The organism is Klebsiella sp. KTE92, assembly GCF_000398905.1.
GTDB lineage: Bacteria > Pseudomonadota > Gammaproteobacteria > Enterobacterales > Enterobacteriaceae > Klebsiella > Klebsiella variicola.
This window is the reverse complement of the sequence record NZ_KB976100.1, coordinates 428,553-442,139: the sequence shown is the minus strand read 5'-3', so window position 1 is coordinate 442,139 and position 13,587 is coordinate 428,553. Positions and strand designations below refer to the sequence as shown.

The window sequence follows — 13,587 nt, the reverse complement described above, 5'->3', positions numbered from 1 at the left end:
AATCCGGGCTTCGATAAATGGCTGAACGAGATGCGCGTCACCATGAGAAAGACCTGGCTTCCCTGGCTGATCCTGTCGCCTTCCCTGCTGTTTTTACTGCTGTTTACCTGGTTCCCGCTGGGGCGTTCGGTGTATGACAGCCTGTTTGATACCCGCATGGCCAGCGACGGCGCGCAGTACGTCGGGCTGGATAACTTCGCCCGCCTGTTTGCCGATAACGTCTTCTGGCAGTCGCTGGGCAATAACCTGCTCTATATCCTGCTGACGGTAGTGCCCGGGGTGACCCTCGCCCTGCTGCTGGCGGTCGCCCTGAGCGAGAACCATCGCGTCAACCGCTGGCTGCGCACCGCCTTCTTCTTCCCGATGATTATCCCGATGGTCAGCGCCGCCGCGCTGTGGCTGTTTATCTTTATGCCCGGCCTCGGCCTGCTCGACCACTATCTGGCGAAGCTGTTCGGGCCGATGAACAACAACTGGCTGGGGCGCAGCAACAGCGCGCTGCTGGCCCTGGCGCTGATCGGCGTATGGAAGTTCGCCGGCTACTACATGCTGTTTTTCCTCGCCGGGCTGCAGAGCATTCCGGCCTCGACGCGGGAAGCGGCGCTGATGGAGGGGGCTACCCGCACGCAGGTCTTTTTTAAGGTCACGTTACCGCTGCTGCGCCCGACGCTAAGCTTTGTGATCACCACCGCGCTGATCTACTCCATCACCCAGATCGACCACGTGGCGGTGATGACCCGCGGCGGGCCGGACAACGCCACCACCGTGCTGCTCTATTACATCCAGAATCTCGCCTGGGATACCCACGACCTCGGCAAAGCCTCCGCCGCCACCTTCCTCACCCTGGTCGGGCTGTTCGCCTTCTCGCTGATTAACCTGAAACTGCTGGAGAAAGGAGCCCACTATGAGCGCTGAAATCTCGCCGCTGCTGGTCCGCACGCCCGCCGCCGCCCGTCCGCTGTGGCTGCGCCTGCGCCGCTCGTCGCCCTTTACGCTCACAGTATTAATGTGCTGCCTGGCGCTGCTGTGGGTCAGCCCGTTTATCTGGATGCTGGCGACCTCGTTCAGCGCTACCACCTTCGGCGACGATATGGCGTCGCTGCTGCCGCGCCTGCCGCTGACTCTCGATAACTTCCGCGACGCCTGGCAGAGCGCCGACTGGCTGAGCCTGTACGCAAACACCCTTATCTTCACCTTTGGCACCTTCTTCGTGCAGCTGTTGACCATCACCACCGCCGGGTACGTCTTCGCCTGTCACGAGTTTCGCGGCAAGCAGACGCTGTTTCTCCTGTTCCTCGTCCAGCTGATGATCATGCCGGTGGTGATGATGGTGCCGAACATGCTGACCCTGAAAACCTTCGGCCTGCTCAATACCCTCACCGGGGTGATGATGCCCTACTTCACCTCGGCGTTCGGCGTGTTCCTGATGCGTCAGGCGTTCCTCGCCATCCCGAAAGAGCTGGAGGAGGCGGCGCTGATGGAGGGCTGCCGCTGGTGGCAGGTGCTGTTCCGCGTGCTGCTGCCGATGTCCTGGCCGTCGGTGCTGGCCTTCGCCACCGTCAGCATTACCTACCACTGGAACGAGTACCTGTGGCCGCTGATGATGCTCAACGATCCCGATAAGCAGGTGCTGACCGTCGGGCTGGTCTCTTTCGCCATGGGCGCCGAATCCGGCGGCCAGTGGGGCACCATCGGCGCCGGGACGCTGATGGTCTGCCTGCCGCTGATGCTGGCGTTCATCCTTTTTCAGAAACAGTTCCTGCGGAGCTTCGGCTTCTCCGGGATCAAATAAGGAGTGATTCATGCTGTTAGCGCACATTTCCGATACCCATTTCCGCAGCCGCGGCGAGAAGCTGTACGGCTTTATCGACGTCAATGCCGCCAACGCCGACGTGGTCTCCCAGCTTAACGCGCTGCGCGAACGCCCGGACGCGGTGGTGGTGAGCGGAGATATCGTCAACTGCGGCCGCCCGGAGGAGTATCAGGTGGCCCGCCAGATCCTCGGCAGCCTGAACTATCCGCTGTATCTGATCCCCGGCAACCACGACGACAAAGCCCATTTTCTCGAGCATCTTCACCCGCTGTGCCCGCAGCTGGGCAACGATCCGCAAAATATGCGCTATGCGGTGGATGACTTCGCCACCCGCCTGCTGTTTATCGACTCCAGTCGTGCCGGCACCTCAAAAGGCTGGCTGACCGACGAGACCATCGGCTGGCTGGAAGCCCAGCTGTTCGAGGGCGGCGACAAACCGGCAACGGTGTTTATGCACCACCCGCCGCTGCCGCTGGGCAATGCGCAGATGGACCCGATCGCCTGCGAAAACGGTCACCGTCTGCTGGCGCTGGTGGAGCGTTTCCCGTCGCTGACGCGCATCTTCTGCGGCCACAACCACAGCCTGACCATGACCCAGTATCGCCAGGCGCTGATCTCCACTATCCCTGGCACCGTCCATCAGGTGCCGTACTGCCACGAAGACACCCGGCCCTATTACGACCTCTCCCCGGCCTCGTGCCTGATGCACCGTCAGGTCGGCGATCAGTGGGTAAGCTATCAGCACTCGCTGGCCCACTACGCCGGGCCGTGGCTGTATGACGAAAACATCAGTTGCCCAACGGAAGAGCGCTAACCGCCATGCTCAGTCTGCAAAACATCAGTAAACGTTTCGACGGCAAACCGGCGCTCAGCGCCCTGTCGCTGGATATTCACGAAGGCGAATTCGTGGTGCTGGTCGGCCCGTCGGGCTGCGGGAAAAGCACCCTGCTGCGCCTGCTCGCCGGCCTGGAGCCGGTCAGCGAAGGCCAAATCTGGCTGCATGATGAGAACATCACCGCCACCACGCCGCGCGAGCGCAACTTCGCGATGATCTTCCAGAACTATGCCCTGTTCCCCCATCTGTCGGTGCGCGACAACATCACCTTCGGCATGAAGGTGCGCAAGGAAGAGAAAAGCAGCTGGCAGCCGCGGGTGGACAAAGTGGCGCAGATGCTGCAGCTGGAGGCGCTGCTCGACCGCAAACCGGCGAATCTCTCCGGCGGCCAGCGCCAGCGGGTGGCGATGGCCCGGGCGATCGTGCGCAATCCGCGGCTGTTCCTGATGGACGAGCCGCTCTCCAACCTCGACGCCCGCCTGCGCAGCGAAGTGCGTGACAGCATTATGGCCCTCCACCAGCAGCTGAAAACCAGCACCATCTATGTGACCCACGACCAGACCGAGGCGATGTCGATGGCCGACCGCATCGTGGTGATGAACGGCGGCCACGTACAGCAGGTCGGGCGCCCGGAGTATCTGTACGCCAACCCGGCCAACCTGTTCGTCGCCGGGTTTATCGGTTCGCCGGCGATGAACCTCCTGTCGCTGCCCTGCGCCAACGGTGAAGTACTGTTGGGAGAACAGCGCCATCCGCTGCCGCCGCGCCACCGGGATCAGACCCGCGTCTGGCTGGGCGTTCGCCCGGAACATATTACCGACCGCGTGGAGGAGGGCCATCTGCGCCTCCCGGCCACCGTTCTGCAACGAGAACTGATGGGGGCCGACTACCTGCTCCACGTCAGCACCCCGATCGGCACCCTGCGCTTTAGCCGCCGCCACCGCGGCACGGTGCCGGAGAAAGGCGAGTCGCTACCGATCGGCTTCTCGCCTGCCGATGTGCATCTTTTTCATGCTGAGACCCAGCATAATTTACTGATGGAGTGTAATCATGTTTAAACCTCTTACGGTAGTCACGGTTGGCCTCAGTCTTGCCCTGAGCGGCGCGGCGCTGGCAAAAGAGAAAATAGACTTCATGTTCCCGGCGCCGGTGGACGGCAAGCTGACCATGGAGATGACCCGCGTCATTAAGCAATTCAACGACTCGCAGCAGGATGTCGAAGTGCGCGGCATCTTCACCGGCAACTACGACACCACCAAGATCAAAGCCGAATCGGCGCAGAAGGCCGGCCAGCCGCCGGCGCTGGTGATCATGTCCGCCAACTTCACCACCGATCTGGCGCTGAAGGATGAGATCCTGCCGATGGACGAGCTGTTTAAATATGGCGATCAAAAGGCTGGCGATTTTCTGCAAAAGGAATTCTGGCCCGCGATGCATAAGAACGCCCAGGTGATGGGCACCACCTATGCGATCCCGTTCCATAACTCGACGCCGATCCTCTACTACAACAAGACGATGTTCGATCAGGCCGGGATCAAACAGCCGCCGCAGACCTGGGCCGAGCTGCTGGCCGATGCCAAAAAGCTGACCGACGAAAGCAAAGGCCAGTGGGGGATCATGCTGCCGTCGACCAACGACGACTACGGCGGCTGGATCTTCTCGGCGCTGGTGCGCGCCAACGGCGGGAAATATTTTAACGAAGACTATCCGGGCGAGGTCTATTACAACTCGCCGACCGCCATCGGCGCCCTGCGCTTCTGGCAGGATCTGATCTACAAGGACAAGGTGATGCCGTCCGGGGTGCTGAACTCGAAGCAGATCAGCGCCGCGTTCTTCTCCGGCAAGCTCGGGATGGCGATGCTCAGCACTGGCGCGCTGGGCTTTATGCGCGAGAACAGCAAAGACTTTGAGCTTGGGGTGGCGATGCTGCCGGCCAAAGAGCAGCGCGCGGTGCCGATCGGCGGCGCCAGCCTGGTGAGCTTTAAAGGCATCAACGAGGCGCAGAAGAAAGCGGCGTATCAGTTCCTGACCTATCTGGTGAGCCCCGACGTGAACGGCGCGTGGAGCCGCTTTACCGGCTACTTCTCGCCGCGCAAGGCGTCATATGATACGCCGGAGATGAAGGCCTATCTGCAGCAGGATCCGCGGGCGGCGATCGCGCTTGAGCAACTGAAGTACGCCCATCCGTGGTACTCCACCTGGGAGACCGTGGCGGTGCGTAAGGCGATGGAGAACCAGCTGGCGGCGGTGGTCAATGATGCCAAAGTGACGCCGGAAGCGGCGGTTCAGGCGGCGCAGAAGGAAGCCGACGCGCTGATGAAACCTTATGTGGATAAGACCGCGCTGGCGGAAGTGAAGTGACGCGTTACCCGTCATCGTCACCCTCACCCTGGCCCTCTCCCTGAGGGAGAGGGGACGGTACAGCGCCGTGGTTAAGCCCTGAATCCGGGAGAGGGAACTGTCCGGCGCCGTGGTTGAGCCCTGAATCCGGGAGAGGGGACGGTACGGCGCCGTGGTTAAGCCCTGAGTCCGGTTGTGAAAGGAAAAAAAGCAGGCCATACCCGGTATGGCCTGAAAATGTCACAACGATTAGATCCCTGCCGTTTCGCGGATATATTTGCGCGCTTTGACGGCGTATTCGAAAGGATTGGCCAGGGCAGGATCCTGCTCTGCTTCCACCACCATCCAGCCTTTATAGCCAAAGTCGTCCAGCAGCTTGAACACCGGACGGAAATCGATCACCCCGTCGCCCGGGACGGTGAAGGTGCCTTTTTTCACGCCGTCGAGGAACGACAGACCGTCGCGGCGCACCTGGTCGATCACCGGCGGACGGACGTCTTTCAGGTGAACGTGGTTGATGCGCGGCAGATACTTTTTGAGGATCGCCAGCATCGGCGCTTCGCCGCCTTCGGAATACCAGGCATGGCCGGTATCGAACAGCAGGAAGACGCGCTCGTCCACCAGCGACATAAATTTGTCGATTTCCGCGGTGGTCTGAATGCCGGTGCCCATGTGGTGGTGCAGACAGACCTGCATCCCCTTCTCCGCCGCCAGGCGGCCGAGGGTGTTATAGCCTTCCGCTACCCGCTGCCACTCTTCGTCGCTGAAGCACGGCTTCACATCGCCGAGGATCGGTTTATCCAGCCCCTGGATGCTGCCGCTCTGCTCGGAGCAGCCAATCACTTTCGCCCCCATCGCATGAAGGAAGTTCATGTGATTGACGAATTCATCAATGGTTTTTTCCCGCTGGCCGTTGGCGAAGAAGGTGCTGAACCAGGCGTTGCAGATCTGAATGCCGCGGATATCCAGCATCGGCTTGAGAACCGCCGGGTCGCGCGGATATTTGCTGCCGACTTCGCTGCCGGTAAAGCCGGCCAGCGCCATTTCGCTGACGATCTGCTGGAAGGTGTTTTCGCTGCCGAGCTCCGGCATATCATCGTTAGTCCAGCCGATCGGGGCGATAGCCAGTTTGACGTTATCTTTGTTCATAGTAGGGCTCCTGCCGCTGCGCCTTACCGGCGCAGCAATTCACGTTCAATAAGTTCACGGGTTTCCACTGCCTGGTATTTCATTTTTTCCGGGTAGCCAAACAGCGAGGTGGCGACAATCGGCTCCCCGCCGACCTTGAAGGTCTGCTCGGCGAATTTCATTTCGCGCAGGGTGCGGAACAGCGCGTCGAAATCCACATCCCCTTCCCCGACGCCTACGTGCTGATGCACCACGGCATCCACGCCCGGCGGGTTAACGATATAGCGGCAATGTTTCGTATGGTTGCGGGTATCCGCAATCAGGACATGGGAGAGATCGCTCCCGGCATAGCGCAGCATGCTCGCCACGTCGCCGACGCCTTTGTCGTAGAAAAAGGTGTGCGGCACGCTGTAGACGTACTTCACGTTATCGCTGCGGAACGACTTCACAATATCGACGGTTTCATTGTTCTCTTCGCAGAAATCCCAGGGATGCGCCTGGATCTCCACGCGGATGCCTTCCCGCTCAAAAATTGGCAACAGCTCTTCCATTGAGCGATAGAACATTTCATCGCAGATTTCGGGCTGATTCGGATCGCCGGAGAACTCGGTGTTGATCACCTGAACGCCCATCTCCACCGCAATTTCCACCAGCCGTTTCCAGTTTTTCACCGCCGCCTGACGGCGCAGTTCGTCCGGGCCAGACCAGCGGTAGACGCAGATAAACGACGACAGCTCAAGGCCGGTATCGCGCAGCGCCTGCTTGTACTCCGCCATGATCTCCCGGCTGGCGCGCGGGTGCTTGTAGAACGGGTTAATCTGCGGGTGCGGCGACTGTTCAATGTACTTGTAGCCCCACTCCGCTACCTGATGGACCATGCGGGTGATCCCGAGGTCCTTAATGACATCCACATCAAAGGCAATTTTCATCGTCGTTACCTGTGCAAAGAAGTTCCGTCAGCAAAACGCGCTTAACGTTTGTAGAATGCCGGGCACTCAGGCAGCGTCACCTCAACCGGCTCGCTGGTTCCCTGCGCTTTAATGCAGGCGTCCGCCGCCACCGACGCCGCGTAGCCGTCCCAGGCCGACGGGCCGTGCAACTGGCCAGCTTTGACGTCGTTGATAAAGGCCTGCAGCTCGACATCGTAGGCTTTGATAAAGCGGTCTTTCCAGTCGGTCAGAATGGCGGTCGACAGACTGGCGGACTTGCGCATCTGGACGGCAGACGGCTCCGGCAGACGGGCAATCCCGGTTTCGCCGACCACTTCGCACTGGATGTCATACCCGTACTGGCAGTTCACAAACACTTCGACGTCGATCAGGGTGCCTTTTTTGGTTTCAAAGGAGACGATCTGCGGATCTTTCAGGCGCGCATGGGTGTGCGAGGTGGAACGCGGGAAGCGCACCTGCACGGAACGGTAGTCATCGTTCAGCAGCCAGCGCAGCACGTCCAGCTCGTGGATCAGGGTGTTGGTGATCGCCATATCGGTGGTGTAGTTCTCGCCGACTGACTGGTTGCGGTGGGCGCAGCGCAGCATCAGCGGCGCGCCGATATCGCCATCGTCGATCACTTTTTTCAGCGCCAGATAGCCTTCGTCGTACGGGCGCATAAAGCCAACCTGCACCAGACGACGGCCGGCCTTCATTTCAGCATCGACGATGCGGCGGCAGCCTTCCGCAGACATCGCCAGCGGTTTTTCGCAGAACACCGGCTTACCGGCGGCAATGGCGGCCAGGGTGTACTCTTCGTGGGTCGGGTCCCAGGAGGTGACCAGGATGGCATCGACATCGCTGGCGTTAATCACGTCGTGGCCGTCGGCGTAGACTTCCGCCTGCACGCCCGGCAGCGCGACCGCCGCACGGGCGTTGTCGGCATTGATATCAGACACCGCCACAACGGTGGCGCCCTGCAGAACCTGGGTGCAGCGACGGATGTGTTCTTTACCGATAGCGCCAGCGCCGATGACACCTAATTTGAGCGACATAATGGTTTTCTCCGTAAGTCTGTAGGATTCAGGGTAGAGGTTCGTTTTAGTAATCACGCGCCTGGGCGCGCTTTTCATTAATCATTTGCGCCACCTTGCGGATCCGCTCTGAGAGCGCCGTCTGGGCGACTCCGACGTTCCACCAGCTGCCGTATTTGTGCACCATGGTCTTCGGCAGCACTTTAATATCAATCAGGGTGCTGACCGTTTCGCGACGGGCGGCGTCCAGCGCGTGGCGCAGTTCGTCCAGGGTGGTGACGCGCCAGGTTTTGCAGCCGTAGCCGGCGGCGATGGTGGCGAAGTCCACCGGCACCAGGCCGCCCTGCAACTGGCCGGTTTCCGGCTGGCGGTAGCGGAACTCGGTGCCGAAGCTGTCCATCCCGTGCTCCATCTGCAGGTTGTTGATGCAGCCGTTGGCCATGTTGTCGAACAGCACGACGTTGATCTTCGCCCGCTCCTGCAGGGAGGTGACCAGCTCAGAGTGCAGCATCATGAAGGAGCCATCGCCGACCAGGGAGTAGACTTCGCTCTGCGGCTGCGCCAGCTTCACGCCCAGCGCGGCGTTGACTTCGTATCCCATGCAGGAGTAGCCGTACTCCACGTGGTAGGTGTTTTCCGCGCGGTTGCGCCAGACGCGCTGCAGATCGCCGGGCAGGCTGCCCGCCGCCGCGACGATCACCGCCTCGGCCGGCAGCGTTTCATTCAGTACCCCAAGGACGCTGCTCTGGGTCAGGGTGGAGTCGGTGATCTGGCGGAACTCGCGATACACCGATTCGCGATCGAGATGATCGTCGATCTCCGGCACAAAGGATTTTTCCTGCCACACCGCCTGGTAGACGCGCTGGGTCTCTTTTAACTGACGACTCTGCACGCTCTCGATCTGCGCGCCCCAGCCGGCCTGCCAGCCGCTGTCCGCCAGCCCCGCGTCGAGGGCGGTCATCGCTTCCCGGGCGTCCGCCAGCATGGCAATGCCGTCCAGCTTCCAGGCGTCGAAGTTGCTGACGTTAATATTCAGGAAACGCACCTCCGGGTGCTGGAAAATCCATTTCGAGGCGGTGGTAAAATCGCTGAAGCGGGTGCCGACGCCGATCACCAGGTCGGCCTCTTTCGCCAGCAGGTTCGCCGCCAGGCAGCCCGTCTCGCCGACGCCGCCGACGTTCAGGGGGTGAGACGAGACCACCGTCCCCTTCCCGGCCTGGGTTTCGGCGAAGGGCACCCCGTAGCGCTCGGCGAAACGGGACAGCGCTTCGCCCGCGCCGGAGTATTTCACCCCACCGCCGCAGACGATCAGCGGTTTACGGCTGGCTTTGATGGCCGCGACGGCGTCCGCCAGCTGCGCGGCGCTGGCCGGGCGGCGGTCGAGACGGTGCACGCGGCGCGCAAAGAAGGATTCCGGGTAGTCCCAGGCTTCGCCCTGCACATCCTGCGGCAGGCACAGCGTCACCGCGCCGGTTTCCGCCGGGTCGGTCAGGACGCGCATAGCGTTGATGCAGGCGCTCATCAGCTGTTCCGGGCGGGTAATACGGTCCCAGTATTTGCTGACTGCGCGGAAAGCGTCATTGGTGCTGATGCTGAGATCGTAGCTCTGTTCAATCTGCTGGAGCACCGGGTCCGGCTGGCGGGTGGCGAAAACATCGCCCGGCAGCAACAGCAGCGGAATGCGGTTGGCGCTGGCGGTGCCGGCGGCGGTGATCATGTTGGCCGCTCCCGGACCGATGGAGGAGGTGCAGGCGATAATCTGCCGGCGCAGGGCCTGGCGGGCAAAACCGGTGGCCGCGTGGGCCATCCCCTGCTCGTTACGCCCCTGATAGACGCGCATATCGCCGCTGTCCTGCTCCAGCGCCTGCCCCAGCCCCAGGACGTTGCCATGGCCGAAAATCGCGAAAATGCCTTTCACGAATTTCAGCTCTACGCCATCCACTTCCAGGTACTGGTTATCGAGGAACTTCACCAGCGCCTGCGCCGTTGTCAGTCTCAGTTTGCCCATGATGCACAATCCTTATTGTTCAGTATTTGTGTGTGGCGTCGCGCCGATGCCGCCGGGGCCGTCGTTCACGTCACTGGAATACCTGTGGATTATAGGCAAACATTTTTTTCATTAAATACAAATACAGAAGAAATATTTCATTTTGCGAGAGGGATCAAACTCTCTACCCATTTCATACGTTTCACTTACATTCCAGACACGTTTTCGGACCCTTTTTTGCCGCGCCACACGACAATATCCCCTTAAAAATCATAGGTAAAGAAACCGCTTCCGGCGTTTCACTTTCCCCTGGGGCGACAGAGGGGCCGATCCACGCTCGCGCGAGGCTCAGTGCGGCAGAGTGGTAGATCCCTCACACTTTTGGTTTTTTAATTTCGAACGAGTTTGCAAATGAAATATTTATTTCTCAAACTAAGGGTAACCAATAACCCTCAGGCTGTTCACGGAGTCGACGTCGGGATCCCGACCCTTCAAGGCAGCAGACACCAAAAAGGAAATCCTAGCTATGAATGCAGCAGTAAAGCGGCTCGACGTCATCTGTATAGGTCGGGTGGCCGTCGACCTCTATGCCCAGCAGATCGGTTCGCGGCTAGAAGACGTTGCCAGTTTCGCGAAATATCTGGGCGGCTCCTCCGGCAACGTGGCCTTTGGCACCGCGATTCAGGGGCTGAAATCGGCCATGCTGGCGCGCGTTGGCGATGAACACAACGGCCGTTTCCTGCGCGAAACGCTCAACCGCGCCGGGGTGGATACCGAGTATCTGATCACCGACAAATCTCGCCTGACCGCGCTGGTGATGCTGGGGATTAAGGATCAGGAGACCTTCCCTCTGATTTTCTACCGTGATAACTGCGCCGATATGGCCTTAACGCCTGACGACATTAGCGAGGAGTATATTGCCTCCTCCCGGGCGCTGGCGGTGACTGGCACCCACCTGTCGCACGCCAATACCCGCGCCGCGGTGCTGAAGGCGCTGGAGTACGCTCGCCGTCACGGCCTGCGTACCGCGCTGGATATCGATTACCGTCCGGTGCTGTGGGGGCTCACCTCGCTCGGCGATGGCGAAACCCGTTTCATTGAGTCCGGACCGGTCACCAGCCAGCTGCAGGAAGTGCTGCATCTGTTCGATTTGGTGGTGGGAACCGAAGAAGAGTTTCATATTGCCGGGGGCAGCACCGATACCCTGACCGCGCTGAAAAATGTGCGCAATGCCACCAAAGCCACCCTCGTCTGCAAGCGCGGGCCGATGGGCTGCGTGGTGCTGGAAGGCGACATCCCGGACAGCTGGGACCAGGTGCCGCTGCAGCAGGGCGTGCGCGTGGAGGTTCTCAATGTGCTGGGCGCCGGGGATGCCTTTATGTCGGGCCTGCTGCGCGGCTGGCTCAACGACGAAGGCTGGGAGCAGGCTTGCCGTTACGCCAACGCCTGCGGCGCGCTGGTGGTCTCCCGCCACGGCTGCGCGCCAGCGATGCCCACCAAAGTCGAACTCGATGACTACCTGCTGCGCGCCGAATCGGTGCCGCGCCCGGACGTCGACGAGCGCCTCAACCACCTGCACCGGGTCACCAGCCGCCGTCAGCAGTGGCCGGAGCTGTGCATTTTCGCCTTCGACCATCGCAAACAGCTGGCCGACCTGGCACGGGAGACCGGGCGCGATGAAGCCTGCATTCCGCAGCTCAAGCTGTTGTTGTTAGCCGCGGCCGAAGCGGCGGCGCAGGAGGCGGGTCTCGATCAGCGCAGCGGCATTCTGGCCGACGGCACCTATGGCCAGCGTGCGCTGAACGCCATTACCGGCAAGGGCTGGTGGATCGGCCGCCCCATCGAGCTGCCCAGCTCGCGACCGCTGCGTCTGGAGCATGGCAACATCGGCTCGCAGCTGATCGACTGGCCGCTGGAGCATGTCGTCAAATGCCTGGTCTTCTATCATCCTGCCGACCCGGCGGCGCTGCGTGCAGAGCAGGACGCCCTGCTGCTGGAGGTGTGGCAGGCCTGTAACAAGTCAGGCCATGAGCTGCTGCTGGAGGTGATCCTGCCGGAAAATGGTCCGGACAAAGACGAGCGCCATTACCACACCATGCTGGAACACTTCTATCAGCTGGGGATCAAGCCGGACTGGTGGAAGCTGCCGCCGCTCTCCAGCGCCTGCTGGCAGCAGATCACCGCCCTTATCGAGCGCGAAGATCCGTGGAGCCGCGGGATCCTGATCCTCGGCCTCGACGCGCCTTCCGACAAACTGCGCGCCGGTTTCGCCGAGGCGGCCGCACACCCGATAATCAAAGGTTTCGCCGTCGGGCGCACCATCTTTGGCCAGCCGTCGCGGCGCTGGATGCAAGGTGAGCTCAGCGATGAGGCCCTGATAGAGGAAGTGAAACGCAACTATCTGACGCTTATTGGCTACTGGCGCGAAGCCCGCCGCTGATCCCCCGACGCCCGTCTCCGTCACCTTGCGGAGCGGGCGTTTTTCTGTTTCTTCGTGAAATGAATCGCGTATTTCGTCGCAATAAATGAAAAATTCGCTTCATTTGGTACACTGGAAGCCATATTCCTTCCATTTTCTCAGAGCGCACTCTATGGCCAATAACCCAACACAGCTGACCATCCTGCAGGATGAAATCAGGCGTCGCTACGATACGTTAAGCAAACGCCTGAAACAGGTCGCCCGCTATATCCTTGATAACAGCAATAGCGTGGCTTTCGATACCGTGGCCTCCATTGCGCAACAGGCGGATGTTCCCCCTTCCACGTTGATTCGTTTTGCCAACGCCTTCGGCTTCAGCGGCTTTAACGAAATGAAACAGATGTTCAAGCAACACTTGATGGAAGAGACCGCCAACTATACCGAGCGCGCCCGTCTGTTCCGTCAGACCACCAGCGATGAGTCCAGCCCGCCGGAAACGCCAACGGAAATCCTCAATATGTTCACGATGGTGAACAACCAGGCGCTGCAGCAGCTGGCGATGCAGACCTCCAGCGATGAGCTGGAGCGCGCGGTGGCCCTGCTGGGCGAAGCGGAAAATATCTACGTCATTGGCCTGCGCCGGTCGTTCAGCGTCGCCTCCTATCTGACCTATGCGCTGCGCCACCTCGATCGCAAAGCCTTTCTGATCGACGGCCTAGGCGGCATGTTCACCGAGCAGCTGAGTCTGGTCGGCCCGAAAGACGTGGTGGTAGCGGTGAGCTTCTCGCCGTACGCCCGGGAAGTGGTCGAGCTGGTGGAGCTGGGCGCGCAGCGCAAAGCGCGGCAGATCGCGATCACCGACAGTCAGGTCAGCCCGCTGGCGGCCTTCAGCGACGTCTGCTTTGTGGTGCGTGAAGCGCAGGTGGATGGCTTCCGCTCGCAGGTTGCTTCCCTGTGTCTGGCCCAGACGCTGGCGGTTTCGCTGGCGCTGAACAGCAGCCAGGAGTCCGAGGCCAAGCAGAAGGCGTGAGATAAGCCGCCTGGCGTCGGTGACCCGGCGGCACTGTATAGGCTTACGGGAGGATCCCGTAGGCCGGATAAG

The 13,587-nt window shown here is 60.9% G+C and carries 11 protein-coding genes; 7 read left to right on the top strand and 4 right to left on the bottom strand.

All coding sequences use genetic code 11. The features are described 5' to 3' along the window. Window positions 1–30: 30 nt before the first annotated feature. The 5 genes from A1WC_RS22825 to A1WC_RS22845 are packed head-to-tail and all read left to right on the top strand — an operon-like array spanning window position 31 to window position 5,009. Window positions 31–915: a carbohydrate ABC transporter permease gene (locus A1WC_RS22825; RefSeq protein WP_172437955.1), complete on the top strand. Its 885-nt coding sequence runs from the start codon at window positions 31–33 to the stop codon at window positions 913–915. Next, window positions 905–1,792 (top strand): carbohydrate ABC transporter permease, encoded by an 888-nt coding sequence (locus tag A1WC_RS22830; protein WP_004894651.1) that lies wholly within the window; start codon window positions 905–907, stop codon window positions 1,790–1,792. The genes A1WC_RS22825 and A1WC_RS22830 overlap by 11 nt, the downstream gene beginning before the upstream one ends. Window positions 1,793–1,802: 10 nt before the next feature. Next, window positions 1,803–2,627, top strand: a complete 825-nt coding sequence (locus tag A1WC_RS22835; protein ID WP_016160179.1) for a phosphodiesterase — start codon at window positions 1,803–1,805, stop codon at window positions 2,625–2,627. A 5-nt stretch (window positions 2,628–2,632) separates the two neighbouring features. Then, window positions 2,633–3,706 carry an ABC transporter ATP-binding protein gene (locus A1WC_RS22840; RefSeq protein WP_016160178.1) on the top strand — a complete coding sequence of 358 codons (1,074 nt, stop codon included), beginning with the start codon at window positions 2,633–2,635 and terminating at the stop codon, window positions 3,704–3,706. Then, window positions 3,699–5,009, top strand: a complete 1,311-nt coding sequence (locus A1WC_RS22845) for an ABC transporter substrate-binding protein (protein ID WP_016160177.1) — start codon at window positions 3,699–3,701, stop codon at window positions 5,007–5,009. The genes A1WC_RS22840 and A1WC_RS22845 overlap by 8 nt, the downstream gene beginning before the upstream one ends. A gap of 228 nt (window positions 5,010–5,237) precedes the next feature. Here A1WC_RS22845 and iolE read toward each other — a convergent pair whose 3' ends face one another. Genes iolE through iolD form a run of 4 tightly spaced genes read right to left on the bottom strand, consistent with a single transcriptional unit; the run spans window position 5,238 to window position 10,087 of the window. After that, the gene (iolE, locus tag A1WC_RS22850; RefSeq protein WP_016160176.1) at window positions 5,238–6,137 is read right to left on the bottom strand and encodes a myo-inosose-2 dehydratase; all 900 of its coding nucleotides are present in this window, start codon (window positions 6,135–6,137) and stop codon (window positions 5,238–5,240) included. A 23-nt stretch (window positions 6,138–6,160) separates the two neighbouring features. Further along, window positions 6,161–7,045, bottom strand: coding sequence for a sugar phosphate isomerase/epimerase family protein (locus A1WC_RS22855; RefSeq protein WP_004152193.1), 885 nt, complete (start codon window positions 7,043–7,045; stop codon window positions 6,161–6,163). Window positions 7,046–7,086: 41 nt separating this feature from the next. Beyond that, on the bottom strand, window positions 7,087–8,100 hold the full coding sequence (locus A1WC_RS22860) for a Gfo/Idh/MocA family protein (RefSeq protein WP_004152192.1): 1,014 nt from the start codon (window positions 8,098–8,100) through the stop codon (window positions 7,087–7,089). 46 nt (window positions 8,101–8,146) lie between these two features. Beyond that, window positions 8,147–10,087: a 3D-(3,5/4)-trihydroxycyclohexane-1,2-dione acylhydrolase (decyclizing) gene (gene iolD, locus A1WC_RS22865; RefSeq protein WP_008807115.1), complete on the bottom strand. Its 1,941-nt coding sequence runs from the start codon at window positions 10,085–10,087 to the stop codon at window positions 8,147–8,149. 505 nt (window positions 10,088–10,592) lie between these two features. Here iolD and A1WC_RS22870 point away from each other — a divergent pair. Together A1WC_RS22870 and A1WC_RS22875 are read left to right on the top strand one after the other, a co-directional pair. After that, window positions 10,593–12,506, top strand: a complete 1,914-nt coding sequence (locus A1WC_RS22870) for a bifunctional 5-dehydro-2-deoxygluconokinase/5-dehydro-2-deoxyphosphogluconate aldolase (RefSeq protein WP_016160175.1) — start codon at window positions 10,593–10,595, stop codon at window positions 12,504–12,506. Between the two features lie 151 nt (window positions 12,507–12,657). Further along, window positions 12,658–13,515 carry a MurR/RpiR family transcriptional regulator gene (locus tag A1WC_RS22875; protein ID WP_004206536.1) on the top strand — a complete coding sequence of 286 codons (858 nt, stop codon included), beginning with the start codon at window positions 12,658–12,660 and terminating at the stop codon, window positions 13,513–13,515. The last annotated feature ends 72 nt before the right edge of the window (window positions 13,516–13,587 follow it).

What these genes read in the sequence shown, in the direction of transcription:
- A1WC_RS22830 (WP_004894651.1), top strand. Translation starts at nt 905, where the DNA reads ATGAGCGCTGAAATCTCGCCGCTGCTGGTCCGCACGCCCGCCGCCGCC.
- iolD (WP_008807115.1), bottom strand. Translation starts at nt 10,087, where the DNA reads ATGGGCAAACTGAGACTGACAACGGCGCAGGCGCTGGTGAAGTTCCTC.
- A1WC_RS22840 (WP_016160178.1), top strand. Translation starts at nt 2,633, where the DNA reads ATGCTCAGTCTGCAAAACATCAGTAAACGTTTCGACGGCAAACCGGCG.
- A1WC_RS22870 (WP_016160175.1), top strand. Translation starts at nt 10,593, where the DNA reads ATGAATGCAGCAGTAAAGCGGCTCGACGTCATCTGTATAGGTCGGGTG.
- A1WC_RS22825 (WP_172437955.1), top strand. Translation starts at nt 31, where the DNA reads ATGCGCGTCACCATGAGAAAGACCTGGCTTCCCTGGCTGATCCTGTCG.
- A1WC_RS22835 (WP_016160179.1), top strand. Translation starts at nt 1,803, where the DNA reads ATGCTGTTAGCGCACATTTCCGATACCCATTTCCGCAGCCGCGGCGAG.
- A1WC_RS22860 (WP_004152192.1), bottom strand. Translation starts at nt 8,100, where the DNA reads ATGTCGCTCAAATTAGGTGTCATCGGCGCTGGCGCTATCGGTAAAGAA.
- A1WC_RS22855 (WP_004152193.1), bottom strand. Translation starts at nt 7,045, where the DNA reads ATGAAAATTGCCTTTGATGTGGATGTCATTAAGGACCTCGGGATCACC.
- A1WC_RS22875 (WP_004206536.1), top strand. Translation starts at nt 12,658, where the DNA reads ATGGCCAATAACCCAACACAGCTGACCATCCTGCAGGATGAAATCAGG.
- A1WC_RS22845 (WP_016160177.1), top strand. Translation starts at nt 3,699, where the DNA reads ATGTTTAAACCTCTTACGGTAGTCACGGTTGGCCTCAGTCTTGCCCTG.
- iolE (WP_016160176.1), bottom strand. Translation starts at nt 6,137, where the DNA reads ATGAACAAAGATAACGTCAAACTGGCTATCGCCCCGATCGGCTGGACT.